The sequence below is a fragment of the Microbacterium sp. IO18 genome (assembly GCF_049099505.1).
Classification (GTDB): Bacteria; Actinomycetota; Actinomycetes; order Actinomycetales; family Microbacteriaceae; genus Microbacterium; species Microbacterium aurugineum.
In genome coordinates this window covers 241,097-264,057 of sequence record NZ_JBMJAF010000002.1, presented here as the reverse complement: position 1 = coordinate 264,057, position 22,961 = coordinate 241,097, and the positions used below count along the sequence as shown (strand labels likewise).

At 68.7% G+C, this 22,961-nt stretch carries 25 protein-coding genes; 8 read left to right on the top strand and 17 right to left on the bottom strand.

Translation table 11 applies throughout. The annotated features are described in order from the left end of the window. Window positions 1–17: 17 nt before the first annotated feature. From ACLF6J_RS12890 to ACLF6J_RS12880, 3 genes are all read right to left on the bottom strand, one after another. A complete protein-coding gene (locus ACLF6J_RS12890; protein WP_134351933.1) occupies window positions 18–647 on the bottom strand; it encodes a hypothetical protein in 630 nt (209 codons plus the stop codon). 85 nt (window positions 648–732) lie between these two features. Then, complete coding sequence (locus ACLF6J_RS12885; protein ID WP_134351931.1) at window positions 733–1,356, bottom strand: hypothetical protein; 624 nt, start codon at window positions 1,354–1,356, stop codon at window positions 733–735. A gap of 4 nt (window positions 1,357–1,360) precedes the next feature. Further along, a complete protein-coding gene (locus ACLF6J_RS12880) occupies window positions 1,361–1,675 on the bottom strand; it encodes a hypothetical protein (protein WP_047521504.1) in 315 nt (104 codons plus the stop codon). A 224-nt stretch (window positions 1,676–1,899) separates the two neighbouring features. Between ACLF6J_RS12880 and ppk2 the strand changes: the two genes are divergently transcribed. Both ppk2 and ACLF6J_RS12870 read left to right on the top strand, forming a co-directional pair. Next, on the top strand, window positions 1,900–2,778 hold the full coding sequence (ppk2, locus tag ACLF6J_RS12875) for a polyphosphate kinase 2 (RefSeq protein WP_134351929.1): 879 nt from the start codon (window positions 1,900–1,902) through the stop codon (window positions 2,776–2,778). Next, a complete protein-coding gene (locus ACLF6J_RS12870) occupies window positions 2,759–3,712 on the top strand; it encodes an aldo/keto reductase (protein WP_134353868.1) in 954 nt (317 codons plus the stop codon). The genes ppk2 and ACLF6J_RS12870 overlap by 20 nt, the downstream gene beginning before the upstream one ends. A 10-nt stretch (window positions 3,713–3,722) precedes the next feature. On the opposite strand, the gene ACLF6J_RS12865 is transcribed toward ACLF6J_RS12870, so the two are convergent. From ACLF6J_RS12865 to ACLF6J_RS12835, 7 genes are all read right to left on the bottom strand, one after another. Then, window positions 3,723–4,400: a response regulator transcription factor gene (locus ACLF6J_RS12865; RefSeq protein ID WP_134351927.1), complete on the bottom strand. Its 678-nt coding sequence runs from the start codon at window positions 4,398–4,400 to the stop codon at window positions 3,723–3,725. Beyond that, window positions 4,397–5,671 carry a sensor histidine kinase gene (locus tag ACLF6J_RS12860; RefSeq protein ID WP_134351925.1) on the bottom strand — a complete coding sequence of 425 codons (1,275 nt, stop codon included), beginning with the start codon at window positions 5,669–5,671 and terminating at the stop codon, window positions 4,397–4,399. Before ACLF6J_RS12860 ends, ACLF6J_RS12865 begins: the two co-directional genes overlap by 4 nt. A gap of 10 nt (window positions 5,672–5,681) precedes the next feature. Beyond that, window positions 5,682–6,497, bottom strand: coding sequence for an integral membrane transport protein (locus ACLF6J_RS12855; protein ID WP_047521499.1), 816 nt, complete (start codon window positions 6,495–6,497; stop codon window positions 5,682–5,684). Beyond that, complete coding sequence (locus ACLF6J_RS12850; RefSeq protein ID WP_047521497.1) at window positions 6,494–7,405, bottom strand: ABC transporter ATP-binding protein; 912 nt, start codon at window positions 7,403–7,405, stop codon at window positions 6,494–6,496. Before ACLF6J_RS12850 ends, ACLF6J_RS12855 begins: the two co-directional genes overlap by 4 nt. A 105-nt stretch (window positions 7,406–7,510) precedes the next feature. Further along, a complete protein-coding gene (locus tag ACLF6J_RS12845) occupies window positions 7,511–7,921 on the bottom strand; it encodes an arsenate reductase ArsC (RefSeq protein ID WP_134351923.1) in 411 nt (136 codons plus the stop codon). 25 nt (window positions 7,922–7,946) lie between these two features. Further along, complete coding sequence (locus tag ACLF6J_RS12840; protein WP_134351921.1) at window positions 7,947–8,918, bottom strand: metalloregulator ArsR/SmtB family transcription factor; 972 nt, start codon at window positions 8,916–8,918, stop codon at window positions 7,947–7,949. A gap of 79 nt (window positions 8,919–8,997) precedes the next feature. Next, window positions 8,998–9,630, bottom strand: coding sequence for an SOS response-associated peptidase family protein (locus tag ACLF6J_RS12835; protein WP_134351919.1), 633 nt, complete (start codon window positions 9,628–9,630; stop codon window positions 8,998–9,000). Between the two features lie 106 nt (window positions 9,631–9,736). Here ACLF6J_RS12835 and ACLF6J_RS12830 point away from each other — a divergent pair, with 106 nt between their 5' ends. Then, window positions 9,737–10,648, top strand: a complete 912-nt coding sequence (locus tag ACLF6J_RS12830; protein WP_134353867.1) for a DMT family transporter — start codon at window positions 9,737–9,739, stop codon at window positions 10,646–10,648. A gap of 4 nt (window positions 10,649–10,652) precedes the next feature. Here the strand turns inward: ACLF6J_RS12830 and ACLF6J_RS12825 are convergent, their stop codons facing one another. Next, window positions 10,653–11,246 carry a nitroreductase family protein gene (locus ACLF6J_RS12825; RefSeq protein ID WP_134351917.1) on the bottom strand — a complete coding sequence of 198 codons (594 nt, stop codon included), beginning with the start codon at window positions 11,244–11,246 and terminating at the stop codon, window positions 10,653–10,655. Further along, entirely contained in the window at window positions 11,243–11,647 is a 405-nt protein-coding gene (gene msrB / locus ACLF6J_RS12820; RefSeq protein ID WP_047521486.1) for a peptide-methionine (R)-S-oxide reductase MsrB, read from the bottom strand. Before msrB ends, ACLF6J_RS12825 begins: the two co-directional genes overlap by 4 nt. Before the next feature lie 71 nt (window positions 11,648–11,718). On the opposite strand from msrB, the gene ACLF6J_RS12815 reads away from it, so the two are divergent. The 4 genes from ACLF6J_RS12815 (at window position 11,719) to groL (ending at window position 15,380) form a co-directional block, all read left to right on the top strand. After that, complete coding sequence (locus ACLF6J_RS12815; RefSeq protein ID WP_134351915.1) at window positions 11,719–12,711, top strand: DUF2332 domain-containing protein; 993 nt, start codon at window positions 11,719–11,721, stop codon at window positions 12,709–12,711. A gap of 9 nt (window positions 12,712–12,720) precedes the next feature. After that, window positions 12,721–12,978 (top strand): DUF3263 domain-containing protein, encoded by a 258-nt coding sequence (locus ACLF6J_RS12810; RefSeq protein ID WP_047521479.1) that lies wholly within the window; start codon window positions 12,721–12,723, stop codon window positions 12,976–12,978. Window positions 12,979–13,057: 79 nt separating this feature from the next. Continuing rightward, entirely contained in the window at window positions 13,058–13,636 is a 579-nt protein-coding gene (locus ACLF6J_RS12805) for a LytR C-terminal domain-containing protein (protein ID WP_227991732.1), read from the top strand. Between the two features lie 124 nt (window positions 13,637–13,760). After that, a complete protein-coding gene (gene groL, locus ACLF6J_RS12800) occupies window positions 13,761–15,380 on the top strand; it encodes a chaperonin GroEL (RefSeq protein WP_047521477.1) in 1,620 nt (539 codons plus the stop codon). A gap of 66 nt (window positions 15,381–15,446) precedes the next feature. On the opposite strand, the gene ACLF6J_RS12795 is transcribed toward groL, so the two are convergent. The 3 genes from ACLF6J_RS12795 to ACLF6J_RS12785 form a co-directional block, all read right to left on the bottom strand. Next, window positions 15,447–15,734, bottom strand: a complete 288-nt coding sequence (locus ACLF6J_RS12795) for a WXG100 family type VII secretion target (RefSeq protein ID WP_131491493.1) — start codon at window positions 15,732–15,734, stop codon at window positions 15,447–15,449. Window positions 15,735–15,896: 162 nt separating this feature from the next. Continuing rightward, on the bottom strand, window positions 15,897–17,603 hold the full coding sequence (locus ACLF6J_RS12790; protein ID WP_134351913.1) for a sensor histidine kinase: 1,707 nt from the start codon (window positions 17,601–17,603) through the stop codon (window positions 15,897–15,899). A gap of 62 nt (window positions 17,604–17,665) precedes the next feature. Continuing rightward, complete coding sequence (locus ACLF6J_RS12785) at window positions 17,666–18,358, bottom strand: response regulator transcription factor (RefSeq protein ID WP_047522533.1); 693 nt, start codon at window positions 18,356–18,358, stop codon at window positions 17,666–17,668. A gap of 162 nt (window positions 18,359–18,520) precedes the next feature. Between ACLF6J_RS12785 and ACLF6J_RS12780 the strand changes: the two genes are divergently transcribed. Beyond that, window positions 18,521–19,528 carry a CPBP family intramembrane glutamic endopeptidase gene (locus ACLF6J_RS12780; protein WP_134351911.1) on the top strand — a complete coding sequence of 336 codons (1,008 nt, stop codon included), beginning with the start codon at window positions 18,521–18,523 and terminating at the stop codon, window positions 19,526–19,528. A gap of 35 nt (window positions 19,529–19,563) precedes the next feature. Here the strand turns inward: ACLF6J_RS12780 and ACLF6J_RS12775 are convergent, their stop codons facing one another. Both ACLF6J_RS12775 and ACLF6J_RS12770 read right to left on the bottom strand, forming a co-directional pair. Further along, complete coding sequence (locus tag ACLF6J_RS12775) at window positions 19,564–21,204, bottom strand: DNA repair helicase XPB (protein WP_047522531.1); 1,641 nt, start codon at window positions 21,202–21,204, stop codon at window positions 19,564–19,566. Window positions 21,205–21,240: 36 nt separating this feature from the next. After that, entirely contained in the window at window positions 21,241–22,953 is a 1,713-nt protein-coding gene (locus ACLF6J_RS12770) for a helicase-associated domain-containing protein (RefSeq protein WP_134351909.1), read from the bottom strand. Window positions 22,954–22,961: the final 8 nt, after the last annotated feature.

Here is a 22,961-nt window from a genome sequence, read left to right as displayed (position 1 = left end):
GGCGGCGTCCACCCGGGTCAGATCTTGATCGGGAACGTGATCAACAGGGCGAGTCCGCACAGCACGATGACGCCGCTCAGGCCGAGGAACACCCGGCGTCGCCAGGGGACCGCCTGGTGCTGAGAGATCGCGGCGAAGAACAGGACGAGCGCGAACAGCACGGTGAGCAGGGAGTAGTTGTCGCCGCGCTGATTGTTTGTGAGAGCTTCGTCGAACTTCGCATCCGCTCGCGCGCTCAACTGCTCGGCTTCCCGTGTGCCGGGCGGCACGTATTCCTCCATCACGAATGGCCCGCGCGCGGTGCGCCCCTCCGCGGTCCACGCGTCGAAGGCCACCGCGAACTCCTCGGTGAAGCGTTCTTCGACGAAGCTCACCAGATCGTCCCGTCCGTCGGCTTCCGCGAGAACCCATTCCGTGTACAGCGTGAGGTCGTACTGTCGCGCAGCTTGGGCCGTGGACTGGGCGGAAGCCGCTTGAACGCGAGCGCTGGAGGCCTGGCTGAATGCGATGGACATCTCGCCGCCCCACTTCGAGGCCTCGAAGCCGCACCACGCCGTCACGACCGCGGTCACCGAGAGCAGGACGACCGTGATGATGTCCAGAACACGTGTCGTGGGGGTGGGCTCGTCCGAGGCGCCTCTGTGCATGAGCCGATTCTGCGGCCCTCGACGTGGGTGCTGCCGTTCTTCTCACCCGGACGGGGTGACCGGCGGCACACTCACCCGGTGGCACTCAGAACAGGGTCACCGTGCGAGAGCTCGTCGTCCCGTCCGTCGGGTCGCCTGTGGCTCGGACCTCCACGGTGATGCCTGAATGCAGCGGGCTCGAGCCGAGGATGCCGAAGCTGACGTGGGTCACGCCCTGACCGGGCACCGACCCTGCGAAGACGAGTGTGTAGGACGCCGTGCCGTCGCCGTTGTCGACCGCGCCTCCGGCCGTCCACGTCGGGTCGGTCGCCGGCAGTGCACCCACGACGGGGCTGCCGCCGCCGGCGTTCGCGATGATGGCGGGTACCACGGCGCCGACATCGATCGAGGCGAACGTCACGACGACGACGCCGCTGGTGATCGGCTCGACAGGCAGCGAGACGGCCTGTGTGTCGTCGTTGCGCAGCTGGATCGATGCCCCGTAGTACTCGGGATCGATCCAGGTGCCGCCCAACATCGACTCGATCACGAACCGCCCACGCGCACCCGCCGATGCGGCGGCGAGCGGTGTCGCGACAGCCGCAGCGATCACGGGAACCGACCATGCCGCACCAGCCAGGAGCGAGCGCCGTCTCACCTCGCCATGTCGCTCCCGGGTCGCGGGATTCCCCGTGGGGCGGCCGTCGACGTGCTCTTCGCGCGGTGCCACGGTGTCACGCCTCTTGCGGCACGTCGAGCACCTCGTCGACGAGGCTGATCCCGCCCGTCGAGCTCGCGGAGTGCATCAGGTTCTGGATCCAGGTCGGATTCAGCTGCGGTGCCTCGGGTGCCTCGAAGGTGAAACGCAGCGGAATGGACGGGTGCAGCCAGATCGTCGAGCGTCCGGCGGGTTCGCCATCGGGATGACGCCAGGACAGGGTGAAGCTCTCGTTGCGGCGGAGCTTGGTCGCGATGACCACCTTCAGATGGGCGAGCGCGCGGTCCTCGATGTGGATCTCTTCGCCGTTGCCGTACTGGATCGTTCCCATCCCCGCACGATAGTCGCGATTCGCGCCTTTCGCCGATTCTGCGGTGTGATCTCGTATCCTGACATATCACCTTAGTGGGTGATATGTTACCCACGCCGATCCTCCGGTGCCCGATGGAGTCGTACCGGGGGAGACGGCGCAGGTGGCCGCCTCCCCGGTCCGGCCACCTGCGCCGCGGTGAGGCGCGGTGCGCTCGGATCGGCCGGTTGGAAGGGACGTACCTCATGAGCGCATCAGACGTGGCCGCGGTCGCGACGGAGGGGCAGCACGGCTATCCGCCCACCGAGAAGCTCTCCGCGGCGGCATACGAACACGAGAAGCGACTGCTCCAGATCGAACTCCTCAAACTCCAATTCCATGTCAAGAGCGCTTCCGAACGTGTGCTCGTCCTGTTCGAGGGGCGGGATGCGGCAGGCAAGGGAGGGGCGATCACGCGCTTCATGGAACACCTCAATCCGCGCGGGGCGCGGGTCGTCGCTCTCGACAAGCCCACGGATGCCGAGCGCACCCAGTGGTACTTCCAGCGCTATGTCGCACACCTGCCGTCCGGTGGCGAGATCGTGCTGATGGACCGCTCCTGGTACAACCGTGCCGGTGTCGAGCGGGTGATGGGCTACTGCTCGTCCGCCGACTACGAGGAGTTCCTGCAGACGGCTCCCTCGTTCGAGCGGATGCTCGTGGGATCGGGCCTCCGTCTCGTCAAGCTCTGGTTCTCCGTCGGTGAGACGGAGCAGAGGCGGCGGTTCCAGCGACGCAGCGCGGATCCGGTCACACAGTGGAAGCTGAGTCCGACGGATCTCGCCGGCGTCGATCGGTGGGCGGACTACACGGCGGCAGAGGAGGCGATGTTCTTCCACACCGACACGTCGGCCGCCCCGTGGATCGTCATCGCCTCGGACGACAAGAAGCGAGCGCGGCTCGAAGCCATGAGATGCGTTCTCGCCCGATTCGACTACCCCGGCAAGGACCCCCTGATCGCTCATGCTCCCGATCCGCGTCTCGTCGGGCGCCCGTCGCAGGTTCGGCTCGAGGAGGAGGGGGCGAGCGGGAATGCGCAAGGCACCGCGAGCGGTTATGACCGACATGACTCGTATCGGCAGTAGTGATCTTGACGTGCTCCCGCTCTCGCTCGGCGGCAATGTGTTCGGCTGGACGGCCGACCGCGACACCTCCTTCGCGGTGCTCGACGCCTTCGTGGACGGGGGCGGCGACTTCATCGACACCGCCGACTCCTACAGCTCCTGGGTGGCGGGCAACGAGGGCGGGGAGAGCGAGACCATCGTCGGCGAATGGTTGGCCTCCCGCAAGCCCGCCGGCGTCGTCGTCGCGACCAAGGTCAGCCAGCACCCGCAGTTCCGAGGGCTGTCCGCGGGCAACATCCGCAAGGCGGCCGAGGCATCGCTGATGCGCCTGGGCGTCGACGAGCTCGATCTGTATTACGCGCACTTCGATGACGAGACCGTCCCGCTGGAGGAGACCGTCGCCGCGTTCGGCCAGCTCGTCGCGGATGGCCTGGTGCGGCACGTCGCTGTCTCGAACTACTCGGCCGATCGGATCCGGGAATGGATCGAGATCGCCCGGCGCACCGGCGCGGCCGTGCCGGTCGCCGTGCAGCCGCACTACAACCTCGTGCACCGCAACGAGGTCGAGGAGACGATCATCCCGGTCGCCGAGGAGTTCGGGCTCGGGCTCGTCCCCTACTACTCTCTCGCGAGCGGGTTCCTCACCGGCAAATACCGTTCGACGGATGCCGCGGGTCAGGCCTCTCCGCGCGCACAGGGCGCCGCGAAGTACGCCACCGAGGCCGGCCTGCGGATCATCGACGCGCTGGAGGAGATCGGCGACGCCCACGGCGCGTCGATCGCGGCGACCTCGCTCGCCTGGTTGCGTGCGCAGCCCACCGTCGTCGCACCGATCGCCAGCGCCCGCTCGGTCGAGCAGGTGCCGGACCTGCTCGCGGGAGCACGCCTCGAACTCTCCCCGGAAGAGGTGGCCGTGCTCGATCAGGTCTCGGAGTGGAGTCCCGCCCAGGCGTGATGCGAGGCGGCTAGTCGCCGACGAGGCCGAGTCGGTGGGCCAGGATCACCGCGTGGATGCGGTCGCGGGCGGCGAGCTTGGTCAGCACCCGGCCCACATGCGTCTTCACGGTGGACTCGCCCACGTAGAGCGTCTGGGCGATCTCGGCATTGGTGAGGCCGCGTCCGATCGCCAGGAACACATCGCGCTCTCGTTCGGTCAAGGAGGCGAGCGCGGCGCTCTCCGCCGCGTCGGGCGCCGGGGCCGCGGAGGGTCCCAGGTGCGGCGTCACGTGCTCGAGCAGCATCCGTGTGACGCGCGGTGAGAGGGCGGCATCTCCGCGGTGCACGGCGCGCACGGCGGAGATCATCTCCTGTCGCTGCGCATCCTTCAGCAGGAAGCCGCTCGCGCCCGCGCGGATGGCGCCGAAGGCGTACTCGTCGAGGTCGAAGGTGGTCAGCACGAGCACTTTCGTCTGCGGATGTTCGCGCACGATCGTCTCGGTGGCCGCGATGCCATCCAGTTCCGGCATGCGGATGTCCATCAGCACGAGGTCGGGGGCGAGGCTCCTGCTCTGCGTGATCGCGGCTCTCCCGTCGGCGGCCTCACCGACCACGACGATGTCGCCCTCGGCTTCGAGAACCATGCGGAACCCGACTCGGATGAGCTCCTGATCGTCCACCAGGAGCACTCTGATCGCGTCTGTCATCTGTCGCCCTCCATCGACTCGCTCCCGGCGCCGGGAGCGCTTCCCCCTGTCGGTAGCACGGCCTGCAGCACCCACTGTCCTTCACCGGCCGGCCCCGATTGCAGCGTGCCGTGCACGTGGGCCGCACGTTCGGACAGTCCGCGGACACCGAAACCGGCGGTTCCGACCTCGCCCGTGACGCCGTCGTTCACGATCTCGATCGTCGCCGTGTCCGGTCCATAGTCCAGGCGTACGGTGATCGCCGATGCGGTCGGTGCATGGCGCATCGCGTTGGTCACGCCCTCCTGGACGATGCGACCGATCGCGTGTGCGACTGCGGGGGAGACGTCGGGCTGCCCCACCACGGTGAGCGTGGCCGGAAAGCCGGCGCGTTGCGCGGCTTCGACGGTGTCCCGGGGCGGTACCGGATGCAGCGGCGCGAGAGGCAGCGGTGAATCGTCCCCACGCAGGACGCCCAACATCGACCGCATCTCGGTGAGCGCGGCACGAGCGGTGTCCGCCGTCGAGAGCGCGGCCTTGCGCGCCTGCTCGCGGTCCGACGTCGCCGCGCCGCCCTCGGAGAGCGCCACGATCACCGTCAGCGAATGCGACACGATGTCATGCATCTCGCGGGCGATGCGTGCGCGCTCGGAGGCGGCCGCCAACTTGGCCTGCTGATCGCGTTCGACGAGGAGCTGTCGGGAGCGATCGATGACGGCGGAGAGGTAGCGCTTGCGTCCTCCGACGTTGACGCCGATGAGCGTGCCGATCAAGCCGAGCACGATGTAGCTGAGGGCGGTGTCGAGCCCGCTCTGGAGCACGACCCGGCCCGAGAGCATGAGCAGAGTGGTGAGGCCGACGAACCACGCGGCGCCGATTCCGTACCAGGTCCAGGCGGCGCGGGAGGAGCGGTAGACCGCCAGACCGTAGCAGGCGACGAGCAGAAGGATCAGCCCGCCGGACAACCCCGTGAACAGGCCCACGGTGCCCAGGACCACCGACGCGACGAAGGGGGCCAGCGGCGCCCGGCGCCGCCAGAGCAGGGTGCTGCAGGCGAGGACCACCATCGACAGCGTGGCGATGTTGATCGCGATGGCGGTCGCCTCGGGGATCGAATCGTCCAGGAGTCGCCCGGCGGGGACGAGCGAGAGGAGGAGGCAGAGAAGCGCGAGCAGCACATCGGCGAGCACCGGGTGCCGCGCCCAGAAGCGCCGGAAGAGCCCGGGCGCACGCGGAAGCCGCAGCTCCTCGTCCTCACGGACCGAGTCGCTGCGGCTTCGCGTTCTCCTCACGGACCCGACTCTACGCGTCGCGGGTGCGCAGAACCGCCCAGGCCACGAGGGCGCCGCCGGCGACCCAGCAGGCCAGCGTCAGGAAGGCCACAGGAGTATCGAGCGGGGCGCCATCACTGGGCAGGATGGCGCTCTGCGCGGCTGCCACCGGGAGGTAGTTCGCGGCATCGACGAGCCATGCCCAGGTCTCGCCGGCGAAGGTGAAGAAGCTCGCCACGATCGGCAGTACGAACAGCACACCGACGGTCGCGGCGATCGCACCCGCGCCGGAGCGCAGGATGAATCCGAACGACACACCGATCAGGGCGAAGACCGCCATCGAGAGCGAGGCCACGACGATCGGGAGCAGCGACATCGACGGGTCTGACCAATCGATGCTCTGGTCGCGCGGTGCCACGACGAGAGAGACCGCGGCGGCCGCGAGGGCGAAGATGATCAGCGACGACAGGAACAGGAACACGGCGAGCACGATCGACTTCGCCGCCAGCACGGATCCGCGGATCGGGTTGGCCGTCAGGGTCGAGCGGATCATGCCGGTGGAGTACTCCCCGGTGACCGAGATCGCGCCGATGATGCCGGCGAGCAGCATGGTGAACTGGATCGGCATGATGACGGCCTGGATCGGCTCGAAGCCCGGCATGTCGACCGCCTGTGCGATGAGCACGGCGATCCCGATGGTGAGAGCTGCGGCGATCCCGATGGACCACCAGGTGGAGCGCAGGGTGGCGAGCTTGATCCACTCGCCGCGCAGTGCGCGCACGAACGTCAGGCGTCGACCGGTGTCGACGCGCGGCCGCGTGGGAGCGGGTGCCTGTGTCGTGGTCATGAGATCTCCTTGGTGCGGTACTCGACGGAGTCGCCGGTGAGGGCGAGGTACGCGTCTTCGAGCGAACCGGTGGTGGGGGTGAGTTCGTGTAGCGGGATGCCACGATCGGCGGCCAGGTCGCCGATGCGTGCGGCGGGCAGTCCCACGATGTCGAGCAGATCAGGAGCGGAGCTCACGATCTCCACATCCGGGCCGCCCACGGCCGCGGCCAGGTCAGCCGGTCGGGGCGTGCGAACCCGCACGGTGTTCCTGGTCCAGGAACGCACGAGGTCGGCCAGGGCCGCATCCGCGAGCACCCGACCGCGACCCATGACGATGACGTGATCCGCCGTCTGCGCCATCTCGCTCATCAAGTGACTCGAGAGCAGCACGGTGCGCCCTTCGGAAGCCGCATGCCGGACGAACTGGCGCACCCAGCGGACACCCTCCGGGTCGAGGCCGTTGACGGGCTCGTCGAGGATCAGCGTGTGCGGGTCGCCGAGCAGTGCCGAGGCGATGCCGAGGCGCTGTCCCATCCCGAGGGAGAACTTGCCCGCCCGCTTGCGGGCGACGGAGCCGATGCCCGCAAGGTCGATGACCTCGTCCACACGCGAGGAAGGGATGCCGTGGGTCGCCGCCATCGCGCGAAGGTGATTGCGCGCGGTGCGCCCGGTGTGCACGGCCTTCGCGTCGAGCAGCACGCCGACCTCGGTGAGGGGAGCGCGCAACTTGCGGTACTCACGCCCGGCGACGGCTGCGCGGCCGGAGGTCGGGCGATCCAGCCCGACGATCATGCGCATGGTGGTGGACTTGCCCGCGCCGTTCGGTCCGAGGAACCCGGTGACACTGCCCGGCTTGACGGTGAACGACACGTCGTCGACGGCGGTCTTGTCTCCGAACCTCTTCGTGAGGCCTTCTGCTGTGATCATGACATCCACGCTACGGAGCACCCTCCGGACTCTGCATCCGCCCCAGGTACCGTCTTCTGCTCCGGACGTCCTCCCCGCGGAGGACATTCGGGGCTCGGGCCTCGTCTAGACCAGTTCGTTCACCAGCTGCTCGATACGCGCGCGGATGTCGTCGCGGATCGGGCGGACAGCATCGATGCCCTGGCCCGCCGGGTCGTCGAGCTTCCAGTCCTCGTAGCGCTTGCCGGGGAAGAACGGGCAGGCGTCGCCGCACCCCATCGTGATCACGACGTCGGACGCCTGTACGGCCTCGGTCGTCAGTGCCTTGGGCTGCTCGGCGGTGATGTCGATGCCGAGCTCGCTCATGGCCTCGACGGCGATCGGGTTGATCTGGTCGGCGGGCATGGAGCCGGCGGAGCGGACCTCGATGCGGTCGCCGGCGATGTCGCGGAGGAACCCGGCGGCCATCTGCGAGCGTCCGGCGTTGTGCACGCAGACGAAGAGGACGGAGGGCTTGGCGGTGGTCGTGTCAGTCATGGTTGCTCCTGGTGCGAGGGTGTGGTCAAGAGAGAAGATCGTCGACGAGCGCGCGCACGCGGGCGGCGATGTCGTCGCGGATGGCTTCGACGCCCTCCCGCGACGCGAGGGCGGGATCACCGACGGCCCAGTCGTCGTAGCGCACGCCGGGGATGATCGGGCAGACGTCGCCGCAGCCCATCGTGATGACGATGTCGGCCGCGCGAACGGCGTCGTCGGTGAGCGGCTTCGGGAAGCGCTCGGCAGCCCGGTCGCCTTCGATCTCGGCGAGGATCGAGCGGACGTGCGGGTGGATGATGTCCGCGGGCGCGGATCCTGCCGAGCGTGCGACGACCTTGCCGGCGGCGAGCGTGTTGACGAGCGCGGCGGCGAGCTGCGAGCGTCCGGCGTTGGCGACGCAGACGAAGAGCACCTGGGGGACGGACGCATCGCGGTCACGAGTGAGGTCCGCGAGTCGCTGACGCGCGAAGCGCTCGGTCAGAGGAACGAGGGCGGAAGTGACCCTGGCGGTGCGCGCGAGCGCGGTGTACGACTCTCGGACGATGGTGAGCACCACGTCGGGGTCGAGGTCGGGGATTTCCGCCGCGAGCTCGACCGCGAGACGGGTCACGCGGGCGTCGAAGTCCGGTCGCGGGTGATCGTGGTCGCATGTGACACCCCCGGGTGCGAGCGTCGCGGGCGCGAACGACTCCAGCAGAGCTGTGACCGCGCTGCGGCGGTTCGGGGTGATCCGATACCAGACCCAGGTTCCTCGCCGTTCGGAGGTGAGGACATCGACGTCCTTGAGCACCTTCAGATGGTGGGAGACGGTCGGCTGAGAGACCTCGGCGAGCTCGGCGAGATCGCAGACACACGACTCCCCGCGCGGGTCGGACGCGATGGCCGACAGCATCCGCAGCCGCAGCGGATCCGACAGAGCCTTCAACGTCGCGGCAACGGAGGAGGCTGCTTCCCGCCCGATGGCGTGGGTGGCGACGGGGCCCTCTTGAATCGACATGTGTCTATATTGACGCCTGTCGATATCCGGCGCAACCGGTGCCGGAAGAGTTCACCTGTTCGTCACCGTGGTGTTCAGATCACGAGGAACGCCCGTCGGCCGGTTCCACACGGATCCGGTCATTGATCGGAGCGGCAGCCGCGACGGCCGCGTTGATCAACTCCCCGGGTGCGTTCGGCGTCGTGAGCCATTCTTCGGCGAAACCCGGATTGATGAGCAAGGGCATCCGGTCGTGGATGTGCGCCAGATGCCCCGCAGCGGGTTGCATCACGATGCTGTAGCAGGTGTAGTCGACACCGTCGGCGGTGCGTCCGGGCCGAGTGACCGCTGCCAGCCCGAGGAGACCGTCATCGGGTGCGGTGAAGTGGTGCCAGATGCGGGACGGCTTGGCCATCTCTCGCCAGAACGAGACCGGCACGATCGCGCGATCGGGGAGTGCCCCCTTGGCAGTGGCGAGTCGTTCCGATCGGGTGTTGATCGACGCGAAGCTCGCGGGCGCGCCGTTGACCAGATACCCCCACCAGGCGAGTTGCACAGTGGAGGGGTCGGTGATGATCGGGTTCAGGTTGCGCAGGTTCTTTCCCGTGGGGCGCAGAATCTCGCCGTCGTTGCCCGCTGCCCACGAGCGGAGCCCTTCGAGGACGTCGGCATCGAGCGCATCCCGATAGGCGTCGTCGGTGAACCGGGGATCGAGGCCGTAGCTCGCGCACATGCCGTCAGCGTAGACCCGGGCTCCGACATCGCGCAGGCGACCGGGCGAGGCAGGCGTGCTCGGGTAGGGTCGATGGGTGCCAGAACCCCGCCGCCTCCCCGCTCCGCTGGCACTCGGCGGAGCTGTCGCGATCGGGGTCATGACAGCCGTCCAGGCGCGGATCAACGGTGTGCTCGGGGTGCGCGTCGATGACGGCATCGTCGCGGGACTGCTCTCGTTCTCGGTGGGCCTGCTGGCCCTCGTCGCGGTGATCTCCTGCATCCCGTCGGCCCGTCGTGGTGTCGGGCGTCTGTGGCGCGGGATCCGTGAGAAGACCATCCCGTTCTGGATGCTGCTGGGCGGCGCGTGCGGAGCGCTCACGGTTTCGACGCAGGGGCTGACGGCCGGCGTGATGGGGGTCTCCCTGTTCAGCGTCGGCGTCGTCGCGGGCCAGACACTGCACGGACTCGTGCTCGATCGGATCGGCTTCGGGCCGGCCGGTGTCGTGGCAGTCACGCCGGGGCGCGTCGCCGGTGGGGTGCTCGCGCTCGCCGCCGTCGGAATCTCCCTGTCCGGGGACGTGCTCGCGGCAGCTCCGCTGTGGATGCTGCTGCTGCCGTTCGCCGCGGGCGTCGGCATCGCATGGCAGGCGGCCACCAACGGACGCCTCGCCCAGCGCGTGCGCTCGCCGCTTGCGGCGACCCTGATGAGCTTCATCACGGGAACGGTCGTGCTGATGCTCGCGGCCGGAGCGAGCATCGCGTTCCGGGGGATGCCCGATGCCCTCCCCACCGAGCCATGGCTGTATCTGGGCGGGTTCCTCGGCGCCGGCTACATCCTCCTCGGGGCGTTCATCGTCGGGCACACCGGAGTGCTCCTGATGGGGCTGGGGTCCGTGCTCGGGCAGCTTCTGACCTCGGTCGCGATCGACCTGATCTGGCCGGCTGCGGCAGGGCCCGCCCTCTGGCAGGTCATCGCGATGGTCACCGTCGCGGTCGCATCGGTACTCGTCGCGGTCCCGCGGCTGTGGCGCCGCTGACGCGTTACTTCTTCTTCTCGGCCTTCTTCTTCTTGCTCGACTTCTTCGGGGAAGTCGACCCGGGAGCGGGCATGCGCGTGAGCAGTTTCCGCGCATCGACCATCTTGCGGCGTCCCGCCTTCTTGCCCTCCGGCTTGCCACCGACGTAGAGCCAGCCCAGAAGTTCTTCGTCCTTGCCGAGGCCGTGAGCCTTCGCCACTGCTTTGGTGCGGGTGTAGTGACCCGTGCGCCAGATCACGCCCCACCCGGCCTCATCGAGCAGCAGACTCAGCATGTGCGCAACGCCGGAGGCGACGGCCTCCTGCTCCCAGCGCGGCACCTTCTCGCTCTTGCGGTAGCTCGCGACGACGGCGATCAGCAGCGGAGCTCTCAGCGGCTTGGTGGAGGGGGAGGAGTCGCCCTGGGCTTTCGCGATGGCGGCGCCGAGGACTTCGCGGTCCGCGCCCCGGAGCTCGATGAGCCGCCACGGGCGCAACGAGGAATGATCGGCGACGCGACCGGCGGCGGCCACGAAGGTCAGCAACTCCTCGCGGCCGGGGGCCGTGTCTTCCACCTTCGACCAAGATTGACGCGCGCGAACGGCGTCCAGGGCGCTCACGAGGCGTCGGGGGTGAAGTTCATCGCGATCGAGTTCATGCAGTAGCGGTCGCCGGTCGGCGTGCCGAACCCGTCCGGGAACACGTGGCCGAGGTGCGAGCCGCAGTTGGCGCAGCGGACTTCGGTGCGCACCATGCCCAGGCTGTCGTCCTCGAGGAGCTCCACCGCATCGGGGCGGATCGACTCGTAGAAGCTCGGCCAGCCGCAGCCGGAGTCGAACTTGGTCCCGCTCTTGAACAGCTCGGCGTTGCAGGCGCCGCAGGTGTAGAGACCCGCGCGTTCCTCGTCGAGAAGCTCTCCCGTCCACGCGCGCTCGGTGGCGGCCTTCCTCAGCACGGCGTATCGCTCATCGCCGAGCTCCTCGCGCCATTCGTCTTCGGTCTTGTCCACGCTGTACGACATGTGTCCTCCTGAGTCGCCTCCATTCTCCCTCCTGCAACGGCCTCTCGGGTGCTTCGCGTCAGAATGGACGGATGACGGATGCTGTCCAGGAGCGGTATGCGCGCTTCGCTCGTGACGAGGCGCCGGGTCGCAGCGCCCTCTACGCCGAATGGGCGGGCGGCATCGCGGAGGACGATGCGGTGCGGGCGGTCCTCCGCCGGATCCCGGAGACGAGGAGGCAGCCGCCGCTGGTGTTCGCCGTCACCCGGATGCTCGGCGCACCGCTGGCCGCATACCCGCAGTGGCGGCGCTTCGTGCTGCAGCATGCGGACGACATCGTCGTCGAGTGCGCCCGCCGGTCGCTGCAGACCAACGAGCCGCTTCGACTCGCCGCCCTCCTTCCCGTGCTCTCCGAGATACCCGGCCCGGTGGCGTTGCTCGAGGTCGGCGCGGCAGCCGGGCTCTGTCTCTATCCGGATCGGTATTCGTACCGCGTCGCCGATGAGCACGGGGAGGTGCGTGTCGCACTGGATCCGGTGGACGGACCGTCCTCGGTCGTGCTGGAGACCCGGGTGTCCGGACCCCTGCCGCCCCTGCGGATACCGGAGGTGGTCTGGCGTGCCGGAATCGACCTGGCCCCGCTCAACGCGGGGGACGAGCGTGACCGTGGCTGGCTGCGGGGGCTCGTGTGGCCGGGCGAGACGGGACGCGATGAGCGCATCGCCGCTGCCCTCGACATCGTCGCGGCCGATCCTCCGAGGCTCGTCGCCGGAGATGCGCTGGCGTCCATCGAGGCGCTCGCCGCGTCCGCCCCGCACGACGCCACCCTTGTCATCACGACGCCGGGGGTGCTCGTGCACATCCCGTGGGCGTCCCGGAACGCGCTCGTCGCGACCATCGACGGCCTGGACGCGCGCTGGATCACGATCGATCCGCCGGGTGTGCTCGACGTCTGGGAGCCGCCGGTCGATGCGGACGACTGGCCGGGTTTCGTGGTCGCGCTGGACGGTCGAGTGCGCGCTGCCGCGGATCCGCTCGGGCGCTGGTGGGAGTGGCGAGCGGCTCTGCCTGAGAACGCGTCCTAACCTGTACCCATGATCGGAGACCTCACGGAGCGCGATCGCGCGATCCTCGCCCTGGAAGGGACCTGGCCCCGGCATGACGGGGCGAAAGAAGAGGTCATCCGCACGCAGCTGGGGATGAGCGCCGCGCGCTACTACCAGCTCCTCGGACGTCTGATCGATTCGGAGGTCGCGCTGGAATACGACCCGATGCTGGTGCGCAGGCTCCGTCGACTCCGCGATTCGCGAGCGGCACGGCGTCGCGCACGCACCCCCGGTTTCGTCGGCTGAGCGGTCCTGCCCGAATCGCGGGGGCGTCGTCGCCCCGCCGCAGAACCGATTGACAGGAACCTGCCGCTAGCATCGAGGGGTGTCAAAGCCCTCCCGCGATCGTTTCGATGACGTTCCCCGTTCCTCCGGACGCGTGGGAGCGCACCGCGCCGAAGCTCCCGGCATGAACGGCTGGGTCGTGCTGCTGTGGTCCTTCGTCGCCGCGCTCATCCTCATCATCGCCGGCATCTTCGGCTCGCTCGTCGTGATGGGGCGGGTCTCGCTGTTCCCCGAGGCCGCGCCGTCCGTGGTCCCGTCGCCGGTCGACACGGGGATCGTCGACCCGACCATCTCCGTGATGGTCCTGAACGGGACGCCGGATGAGGGTCTCGACACGCAGATGCGCGACACCCTGATCAACAACGGCTGGGCAGCCGACGACGTCTTCGCCGGCGACAGCTCCAGCCAGGATTTCGCCGAGACGACCGTCTTCTACGTCAACGAAGAGGATGAGGAGGCCGCGATCGGATTGGCCAACCTCCTCGGTGGCGCACAGGTCCAGCAGAGCGACTACTACTCCGGTCAGACCGAAGACGGGGAGAAGCAGTTCACCGTGGTGATCGGTCTCGATCGGTCGCCCTCCGCGCCGGAGACACCCGCCGACGAGCCCGCCTCCTGACCTCCGGAGGCGACCCGCGCCCGGCGGCTTGCACTCGAAGGTGTCGAGTGCCAGAATGGCGTTAGCACTCTCTCACTCTGAGTGCTAAACCCAACGTCTACGTCCAGGAGGGACGAAAAAACTCATGGCAAAGATCATTGCTTTCGATGAGGAGGCCCGCCGCGGCCTCGAGCGCGGCCTGAACATCCTCGCCGACGCGGTCAAGGTGACCCTCGGCCCGCGCGGTCGCAACGTCGTCCTCGAGAAGAAGTGGGGCGCCCCCACGATCACGAACGACGGTGTCTCCATCGCCAAGGAGATCGAGCTGGACGACCCGTACGAGAAGATCGGCGCGGAGCTCGTCAAGGAGGTCGCCAAGAAGACCGACGACGTCGCGGGTGACGGCACCACCACCGCCACGGTCCTCGCTCAGGCTCTGGTCCGTGAAGGTCTGCGCAACGTCGCGGCCGGCGCCGACCCCATCTCGCTCAAGCGCGGCATCGAGAAGGCCGTCGCAGCGATCACCGAGGAGCTGCTCTCGACCGCCAAGGAGATCGACTCGAAGGAGCAGATCGCGGCCACGGCTTCCATCTCCGCTGCGGACCCCGCGATCGGCGAGCTCATCGCCGAGGCGATCGACAAGGTCGGCAAGGAAGGCGTCGTCACCGTCGAGGAGTCGCAGACGTTCGGCACCGAGCTCGAGCTCACCGAGGGCATGCGCTTCGACAAGGGCTACCTGAACCCGTACTTCGTCACGGACCCGGAGCGCCAGGAGGCTGTCTTCGAGGACCCGTACATCCTCATCGCGAACCAGAAGGTCTCCAACATCAAGGACCTCCTGCCCATCGTCGACAAGGTGATCCAGGACGGCAAGGAGCTCGTCATCATCGCCGAGGACGTCGAGGGCGAGGCTCTCGCGACGCTCGTGCTGAACAAGCTCAAGGGCATCTTCAAGTCGGTCGCCGTCAAGGCTCCCGGCTTCGGCGACCGTCGCAAGGCGCAGCTGCAGGACATCGCGATCCTCACCGGTGGTCAGGTCATCACCGAAGAGGTCGGCCTCAAGCTGGAGAACGCCACGCTCGACCTGCTGGGCCGTGCGCGCAAGGTCATCGTCACCAAGGACGAGACCACGATCGTCGAGGGTGCCGGCGAGGCCGACCAGATCGAGGGTCGCGTCACGCAGATCCGTCGCGAGATCGAGAACACCGACAGCGACTACGACCGCGAGAAGCTCCAGGAGCGCCTGGCCAAGCTCGCCGGTGGCGTCGCCGTCATCAAGGCGGGTGCAGCGACCGAGGTCGAGCTCAAGGAGCGCAAGCACCGCATCGAAGACGCCGTCCGCAACGCGAAGGCGGCCGTCGAGGAGGGCATCGTCCCCGGTGGTGGCGTCGCGCTGATCCAGTCCGGCACGAAGGCGCTCGACGCCCTCTCGCTCACGGGCGACGAGTCGACCGGCGCGAACATCGTCCGCGTCGCCATCCAGGCTCCGCTGAAGCAGATCGCGCTGAACGCCGGTCTCGAGGCCGGTGTCGTCGCCAACAAGGTCGCCGAGCTCCCCGCGGGCCAGGGCCTGAACGCGGCGACGGGCGAGTACGTCGACATGTTCGGCGCCGGCATCATCGACCCGGCCAAGGTCACCCGCTCGGCGCTGCAGAACGCGGCATCGATCGCGGCTCTGTTCCTCACGACCGAGGTCGTCGTGGCCGACAAGCCCGAGAAGGCAGCTGCTCCGATGGCTGACCCGTCGGGTGGCATGGACTTCTGATCCATCCTTCCTGACAGAACGCCCCCGGCTTCGGCCGGGGGCGTTCTGCATTCTCGGGAACCAGTCTCAGCGGAACAGGCTCGCCGAGTACTGGTCGGCATCGGCGTACTGGGAGGCGGCCGATCCGAGCGAGGTGCCGATCGAGTCGAGGACCTGCTCCACATGCAGCTGGGCTCCCTGCCACTGCTCTGCACAGCCCTGGAATGCGTTGGAGGCGCTTCCGACCCAGGACGTCTGCAGTTGACGGAGCTGCGCCATGAGCGTCGCTGATTCACTCTGCAGGCGCTCGATGGTGGCTCTGACGGCGCCGTGCGCAGCGTGGACGGCTTCGGTGTCGACGGTGAAGACAGACATGGGAACTCCTTCTCGTTGGAGCTCCGACGCTAGGTGCGAGGCGGCTCCGAGAATCATGTCCGTCACGGGAGGACTCGGCACCTGGGGGAAGCCGATCGATCCCGTGAGCCGTGCAGAACTCTCGGCGTCACGGATCGTCCCCTCGTCCGTGGCGGCTGCGGGTCAGGGGAGGTCGAGCCGTTCCAACGGCTGCGTGTCCTCGAGCAGGTGCGCGGGGGTCGCGCGGGCCGGTGCGAGGGGGAGGGTGACCGTGAAGGTCGCGCCACCGCCCGGGGTCTCCGACACCTCGACGCCCCCGTGCAGCGCCTTCATGATCGACGCGACGATCGCGAGGCCGAGGCCCGATCCCCCTGTTTCCCTCGCCCGTGAGGTGTCGGCGCGCCAGAACCGCTCGAAGATCTGCTCGCGGATCTGCGGCGGGATGCCTTCGCCATGATCCACGACCGCGATGCTCCCGGTGCCGCGGACGCGGTCGGAGTCGACGATGAGTTCGATCGGCCCGTCCTCGGGGGAGAAGCGGCGGGCATTGCCCAGCAGGTTGGTGACGACCTGGCGCACCTTGTTCTCCTCCCCGAGCACGATCGGAGGCGTCCGCACGGGGATGTCCGGGATCTCGGTGAAGTCGATGGCCGGGGCCGGCTCGGGAGTACGGGGACGGCGACGCAGTCGGGAGAGAGCTGTCCGGGAGAGTCCGCGGGGAGCCGGGGACGCGGCATCCTGCGGTTGCGGGGAAGGGGCGATGCGCAAAGGGGTCGTGGCCGGGGCGCCGACCGTCCGGTCGATCACGGTGACCGTCCGGCCAGGAGCGGCGGCGCGCAGGTCGAGTGCAGCGTCGCGTGCGATCGGACGCAGATCGAGCGGGACGATCTCCGGTTCCCGCTCCTCGTCCAGGCGTGCCAGCGCGAGGAGGTCCTCCACGAGGACGCCCATCCGGATCGCTTCCTTCTCGATGCGCTCCATGGCTCTGCCGGTGTCCTCCTCGCCCTTGATCGCGCCCATCCGATAGAGCTCCGCATACCCGCGAACGCTCACGAGGGGTGTGCGCAACTCATGGCTGGCGTCGCCGATGAAACGTCGCATGTGCTGCACGGTCCGGTCGCGCTGCGCGAGCGAGCGGTCGACACGATCGAGCATCGTGTTGATCGCCGCGTTCAGACGGCCGACCTCCGTCGTCGGCTCGAGATCGGTGAGGCGCTGCCGGAAGTCGCCGGCGGCGATCGACATGGCGGTCGCCTCGACCTGGCCGAGTCTGCGGAAGGTCAGGGTGACGAGGCCGCGAGTGAGCAGCGCGGCGACGAGGATCGTGATCAGGGCGATCGTGATGTAGATGCCGAAGTACTGGCTGACGATGCGATCCGCCGGTGCGAGCGGCAGGGCGACCAGCTGGATGCGGAGCGCGCCCCCGCTTCCCTCCGAGCCCACCACGGCGACCGCGGCGTGGAAGACCTCGCCATCGGGTCCTGCGAGCTCGATCGGGGTGCGTTCGGAGTCGGCGGTCGCCTTGGCGAGCGAATACTCGGAGGGGAAGAGGGGCGACGGGCCGGAGGTGCCGCGCGCGGTGGCCCGCAGCACACCCGTCGCATCGTAGATGGCGAAGGAGAAGTCCCGCGGCTGCTCTTCGCGCGGTGTGTAGGTGGTGGTTCCGTCCACCGTCGCGGTCTCGAAGTACCGTTCCACGAGATCACTGGAGACCAGCGCGGGAAGCTGCGCATCGATGTTCGCGACGAGGGCGTTGCGCAAGATCGGCACCGTTCCGATGCCTGCCACCAGCAGCCCGAGCGCCAGGACGGCCACCGTGACTCCGGTCACCTTCGCCCGGAGGCTGATGCGCCGCCACCAGCTGGTGACCGCATCGGGCTTGTGCGCCATGCGGTCCTCCTCGGTGCGGCGAACACGCCGCTGTGCGGCGTCGAGTGGTGGTGGCCCGGGGGTCAGGCCGACTTGCCGACCTTCAACATGTATCCGAAGCCGCGCTTCGTCTGGATCAGCGACTCCTCGGTGTGGGGATCGATCTTGCGGCGAAGGTACGAGATGTAGCTCTCGACGATGCCCGCGTCACCGTTGAAGTCGTACTCCCACACGTGGTCGAGGATCTGCGCCTTCGACAGCACACGGTTCGGGTTGAGCATCAGGTAGCGCAGCAGCTTGAACTCGGTCGGGCTGAGCTCGATCGGCTCCTTGCCCACGTGGACGTCATGGGTGTCCTGGTCCATCGACAACTCACCGGCACGGATGATCGACTCCTCGTCGGCCTGCATGGTGCGGCGAAGGATCGCCTGCGCTCTGGCCACGATCTCGTCGAGGCTGAAAGGCTTGGTGACGTAGTCGTCACCGCCGGCGTTGAGCCCCTCGATCTTGTCGTCGGTGCCGTCCTTCGCCGTCAGGAAGAGGATCGGGGCGGTGAAACCGGCGCCACGGAGGCGCTTGGTCACGCTGAACCCGTTCATATCCGGGAGCATGACGTCCAGGATGATCAGGTCCGGTTCCTCTTCGAGGACGGCCGAGATCGTGGCGGCGCCGTTGGCGACCGTCTTCACCTGGAATCCGGCGAAGCTGAGACCCGTGGAGAGCAGGTCGCGGATGTTGGGTTCGTCATCGACGACCAGGATGCGCGGAGCAGTCATGTCCCCATTATGGTGACTCCGGCCATGCGGATGCTGACTATTGTGCGGAACGGCGTGGAGTCGCGCTCTCCCGGCAGGCCGCCGACGCGCTCGTGACCCGCGGGAAACGAGATCATTCCGGGGTGGGAGGAGAGGCACAGGTGAACAGGCCAGGATTGAGACATGAGCTCGAACGAGGACGCGTCCGCCGCCCCCGCCCCGCCCACACTCTCGCCTGCCACGCAGATCCCGTACCACCGCCTGGCGCACCTGCGACCGCGATATCGCTGGTGGCGGCCGCTCCTGACCGGGCTCGTCGCCCTCGCGTTCTACGTCGTCCTCCTCCTCGTCCTGACGGTGCCCCTGGTCGTCGCAGCGGTGGTCATCCCGGGGTGGGGCGACGAGATGATGGTGCTCCTCACCTCCGTGCGGTACTTCGACCTCGACCGTCCCTGGCTGCTGATCGCGCTGGTGCTCCCCTTGATCCTGATGATCCCCGCCCTGCTGCTGGCATCCCGGGTCGTGGAAGGCCGTGGCGTCGGGCTGCTGTCCTCGGTCACGGCACGATTGCGGATGGGGTGGCTCGGGAAGAGCCTCCTGCTGGCGCTCGCGGTGTTCGCCGTGTACTTCGCCGTCGTGCTGGGGTGGTCGGCGCTCGCCGGAGAGGCGGTGGTCGCTGACTTCTCGCACCCCGGACTGTGGATCATGGTCCTCCTCGTGCTGCTGCTGATCCCCTTCCAGGCAGCCGCAGAGGAGTACGTCTTCCGCGGCTACCTCATGCAGCTGGTCGGCAGCTGGCTCCGGCATCCGGCCTTCGCCATCCTGCTGCCCGTCCCCTTGTTCGTCCTCGGCCACGGCTACGACGTCTGGGGCGCTGCGAGCGTGGGGGCCTTCGCGATCGTCGCTGCCTGGCTGACCTGGCGGACCGGCGGCCTCGAGGCGGCGATCTCCCTGCACATCGTCAACAACGTGCTCATCTTCCTGCTCGGATCCGTCGCCCTCGTCGATGCGAACGCCACGTCGGGGACGGCGGCGGACCTCGTCGGCTCGATGATCGCGATGGTCGTGTACGCGGTGCTCGCCGACCGGTGGGCGCGACGCCTCGGTGTCACGCGCACGGCGACGGTGCCCGTGTCCGCACCGGCCCGGCACGAGGGGACCCACCATCTGCCGCGCGCCCTGCACGGCTGAGCGGCTCGACATCCGGGGAGGTCGAACGGACGAGATCAGGCGGCGAGGGCGTCGGAGTCCATGATCGTGTAGCTGTAACCCTGCTCGGCGAGGAAGCGCTGGCGGTTCTGGGCGTAGTCCTGATCGATGGTGTCGCGGGCGACGAGGGTGTAGAAGCTCGCGGTGTGTCCGGACTGCTTCGGGCGCAGCAGGCGTCCGAGTCGCTGGGCCTCTTCCTGGCGCGATCCGAACGAGCCGGACACCTGGATGGCGACGGACGCCTCCGGCAGGTCGATCGAGAAGTTCGCGACCTTCGACACCACCAGGAGCGAGATCTCGCCCTCGCGGAAGGCCCGGTACAGCTCCTCGCGCTCGTCGACCGGCGTCGCCCCGGTGATCTGCGGAGCATCCAAGGCCGCCGACAGCGACTCGAGCTGATCGAGGTACTGGCCGATCACGAGGATGCGCTCGCCCTCATGCTTGGCGATGAGCTCGCGCACCGCCGTCACCTTGGCCGGCGCGGAAGCAGCGAGCCGATAGCGTTCGTCGTCGGTCGCCGCGGCGTACTCGAGACGGTCGCTCGGCGGGAGGTCGACGCGCACTTCGTAGCAGGCGGCGGGGGAGATGAACCCCTGCGCCTCGATCTGCTTCCACGGCGCGTCGAAGCGTTTGGGCCCGATCAGGCTGAAGACGTCTCCCTCGCGCCCGTCCTCGCGGACCAGGGTCGCGGTCAGGCCGATGCGGCGGCGGGCCTGCAGGTCGGCGGTGAGCTTGAACACGGGGGCCGGGAGCAAGTGGACCTCGTCATACACGATGAGGCCCCAGTCGAGGGCATCCAGCAATGCCAGGTGCGCGTACTGGCCCTTCCGCTTCGCGGTGAGGATCTGATACGTCGCAATGGTGACGGGCTTGACCTCTTTGGCCTGGCCGGAGTACTCGCCGATCTCCTCAGGGGTCAGGCTCGTGCGCTTGAGCAGCTCGTCGCGCCACTGCCGGGCCGACACCGTGTTGGTGACGAGGATCAGCGTGGTGGTCTTCGTCGCGGCCATCGCCCCGGCGCCGACGATCGTCTTCCCCGCACCGCAGGGGAGCACCACGACGCCCGAACCGTCCTTCGAGAAAGCATCGACGGCATCCTGCTGGTACGGACGGATCTCCCAGCCGTCTTCGGCGAGGTCGATCTCGTGCGGAGTGCCGGGGGTGTAGCCGGCGAGGTCCTCGGCGGGCCAGCCGATCTTCAGCAGCTCCTGCTTGATCTGTCCGCGTGCCCAGGCGTCGACGACGTAGGTCTCAGGGCTCGGGTGACCGATCAGCAGAGGCTGGATGCGCTTGTTGTTCGCGACCTGCGCGAGGACGGCAGGATCCGACGAACGCAGGATCAGGGTGCCTTCGTCATCACGCTCGATGACCAGCCGGCCGTAGCGATTCACCGTCTCGCGCAGATCGACGGAGACGGAGGGCGGCACCGGGAATCGCGACCAGCGGTCCAGCGTCTCGAGCATGTCGTCCGCGGTGTGCCCGGCGGCACGGGCGTTCCACAGACCCAGCCGGGTGATGCGATACGTGTGGATGTGTTCGGGAGCGCGTTCCAGCTCGGCGAAGATCGCGAGTTCGTGGCGGGCGCTCTCGGCGTCGGCATGGGCCACTTCGAGCAGCACGGTGCGATCGCTCTGGACGATCAGGGGGCCATCAGACATAGCTGACCAGTTTACCGGTCGCGTGAGGCATGGGGCCTACGGCGCGACGATCGTCGCAGCGCGGATGCTCGATACGGGAAGGGTGCGCTCCACGTCGGCGGCGCGATCGCGCCCGCGCAGCCGCCCACCGCCCATCCCCGTCGCCTCCAGGAGAAGCTCTCGCGTCGAGCCGTCCGGCATGCCGACGGTCACCTGCAGCACGGACTTCGTCCGTACCGCGGCCTCGAGCTCGCGATCGAGCCAGGCGGCGTCGGCATCCGGTCCCTGGTGCGACCGCAACCGGGCGATGAGGGGGCTCAGGTCCGACGCGTCGGTGTGTGCGGCATCGGACGCGGGGGCCGGGTGGCGCTCGCGGACGAGGAGGGCACCGTCAGGCCCGACCAGGGTCGCCGGGTATCGCGCATCCGTGAGCGCCCAGTACACGGTGTCTCGACCGACCCGGGTGGTGAGCGATCCGACGTGTGCGGTGAGAGCGAGCGGCCGCAGGGACTGGTCGACGGCCATCGTGTCGATGAGGTGTCCGTCGGTGCTCTCGATCCGGGTGCGGCCGGTCTCCTCGTCCGTGGAGACGCGGACCAGACCGTGCCGTTGCGCCGTCTGCGCGATCAGGTAGCTGAGCGGCTGCGGGATGCCCGTGAGCGAGAGGGTGCCGAGGAAGTCGAGGATCGACTGCTCCGTCTCTCCGGTCGCGAATGCGTGTGCGACGGACTCCGCGGTGAAACGGTAGGACGAGGCCTGCGCCGCGGACTCCCGAGCGGCGATCGTGCGCACCCGCACGTCGAGCGCGGGTTCCAGCGGGCCGGGGGCGATGGCCGTGAGGTCGTTCTGCAGGAAGATCCGGTCGACCTCGGCGGGAAGGAGTCTCGCGAGTGCGTCCGTCTCCGCGGCGTCGCCGCTGCGCAGTGCCGCGGCCCACTCGGGTTCGGTGCCGTCTTCGGCGATCAGGCCGAGCAGGCGGGCCGCGTCGTGCAGCGCCTCAGAGCGCTCCGGCCAGCCCTGGTCCCAGGGGTGAGCGTCGAGCCACGACTCCGGCGGGATCCATCCGCCGTCCGCGGACCGGATTCCGCGCGGAAGAGCATCGCGAAACGAGCGTGCCAGCACGCTCCAGCGGTCGACGGCCGAGGAACGCAGCCATTCCTCGGCGGACCGGCTCGATCGAAGACGGCGGTCGGCGGAGACCGCGAGACCTGCCTGGAGGGCGATGGAGGCCAGCGTGTCGACCAGTTCCCCCGGTACACCTGCTTCGGTGAGCTGACGCTTCTCGCCCGCGTTCACACCGCCGCCGGTGAGCAGCGCGAAGGGACGCTCCCGCGCGATGAGGAGGAGGTCTGCGAGCACGGCCACCGTCGTGAAAGCGCGTTCGGCCGCGTGCGCCGAGGCGGCGTCGGAGGAGCGGGGCGGAACCGGGCGATCCGTCACGGGCTCGGGAGAAGGTCGTCCCGCGATCGCGGCGGTCACGGGTGGATACGGTGTGCCGTCGGGGCGCAGCAGAGCGAGCGCTGTCAGTCGTTCCTGCAGGGCACCGGCAGAAGCGCCCGAGGTCGTGTCGGTGAGGGCCCTCGCCTCGGCCGCAGTCAGCGTGGGGAGGACTTTCGCCAGCGACGCCGGGTCGAGCAGCGCCTCAGCCGCGTCGAAGAAGTCCTGCCAGGCCGCGTCCGGCCGCACCTGACGCGCGGTGAAGAGTCGTCGGAGGTCGTCATCGCTCGCCGCTGCCAGCCAGTCCGCCAGCGGTCGTGCGTGAGTGCTCATGGCCGATT

What these genes read in the sequence shown, in the direction of transcription:
- ppk2 (WP_134351929.1), top strand. Translation starts at nt 1,900, where the DNA reads ATGAGCGCATCAGACGTGGCCGCGGTCGCGACGGAGGGGCAGCACGGC.
- ACLF6J_RS12865 (WP_134351927.1), bottom strand. Translation starts at nt 4,400, where the DNA reads ATGACAGACGCGATCAGAGTGCTCCTGGTGGACGATCAGGAGCTCATC.
- ACLF6J_RS12815 (WP_134351915.1), top strand. Translation starts at nt 11,719, where the DNA reads ATGACGGATGCTGTCCAGGAGCGGTATGCGCGCTTCGCTCGTGACGAG.
- ACLF6J_RS12880 (WP_047521504.1), bottom strand. Translation starts at nt 1,675, where the DNA reads ATGGGAACGATCCAGTACGGCAACGGCGAAGAGATCCACATCGAGGAC.
- ACLF6J_RS12810 (WP_047521479.1), top strand. Translation starts at nt 12,721, where the DNA reads ATGATCGGAGACCTCACGGAGCGCGATCGCGCGATCCTCGCCCTGGAA.
- msrB (WP_047521486.1), bottom strand. Translation starts at nt 11,647, where the DNA reads ATGTCGTACAGCGTGGACAAGACCGAAGACGAATGGCGCGAGGAGCTC.
- ACLF6J_RS12890 (WP_134351933.1), bottom strand. Translation starts at nt 647, where the DNA reads ATGCACAGAGGCGCCTCGGACGAGCCCACCCCCACGACACGTGTTCTG.
- ACLF6J_RS12780 (WP_134351911.1), top strand. Translation starts at nt 18,521, where the DNA reads ATGAGCTCGAACGAGGACGCGTCCGCCGCCCCCGCCCCGCCCACACTC.
- ACLF6J_RS12790 (WP_134351913.1), bottom strand. Translation starts at nt 17,603, where the DNA reads ATGGCGCACAAGCCCGATGCGGTCACCAGCTGGTGGCGGCGCATCAGC.
- ACLF6J_RS12840 (WP_134351921.1), bottom strand. Translation starts at nt 8,918, where the DNA reads ATGTCGATTCAAGAGGGCCCCGTCGCCACCCACGCCATCGGGCGGGAA.
- ACLF6J_RS12870 (WP_134353868.1), top strand. Translation starts at nt 2,759, where the DNA reads ATGACTCGTATCGGCAGTAGTGATCTTGACGTGCTCCCGCTCTCGCTC.
- ACLF6J_RS12775 (WP_047522531.1), bottom strand. Translation starts at nt 21,204, where the DNA reads ATGTCTGATGGCCCCCTGATCGTCCAGAGCGATCGCACCGTGCTGCTC.
- ACLF6J_RS12850 (WP_047521497.1), bottom strand. Translation starts at nt 7,405, where the DNA reads ATGATCACAGCAGAAGGCCTCACGAAGAGGTTCGGAGACAAGACCGCC.
- ACLF6J_RS12855 (WP_047521499.1), bottom strand. Translation starts at nt 6,497, where the DNA reads ATGACCACGACACAGGCACCCGCTCCCACGCGGCCGCGCGTCGACACC.
- ACLF6J_RS12785 (WP_047522533.1), bottom strand. Translation starts at nt 18,358, where the DNA reads ATGACTGCTCCGCGCATCCTGGTCGTCGATGACGAACCCAACATCCGC.
- ACLF6J_RS12845 (WP_134351923.1), bottom strand. Translation starts at nt 7,921, where the DNA reads ATGACTGACACGACCACCGCCAAGCCCTCCGTCCTCTTCGTCTGCGTG.
- ACLF6J_RS12835 (WP_134351919.1), bottom strand. Translation starts at nt 9,630, where the DNA reads ATGTGCGCGAGCTACGGCCTCGATCCCCGGTTCACCGACGACGCCTAT.
- groL (WP_047521477.1), top strand. Translation starts at nt 13,761, where the DNA reads ATGGCAAAGATCATTGCTTTCGATGAGGAGGCCCGCCGCGGCCTCGAG.
- ACLF6J_RS12795 (WP_131491493.1), bottom strand. Translation starts at nt 15,734, where the DNA reads ATGTCTGTCTTCACCGTCGACACCGAAGCCGTCCACGCTGCGCACGGC.
- ACLF6J_RS12770 (WP_134351909.1), bottom strand. Translation starts at nt 22,953, where the DNA reads ATGAGCACTCACGCACGACCGCTGGCGGACTGGCTGGCAGCGGCGAGC.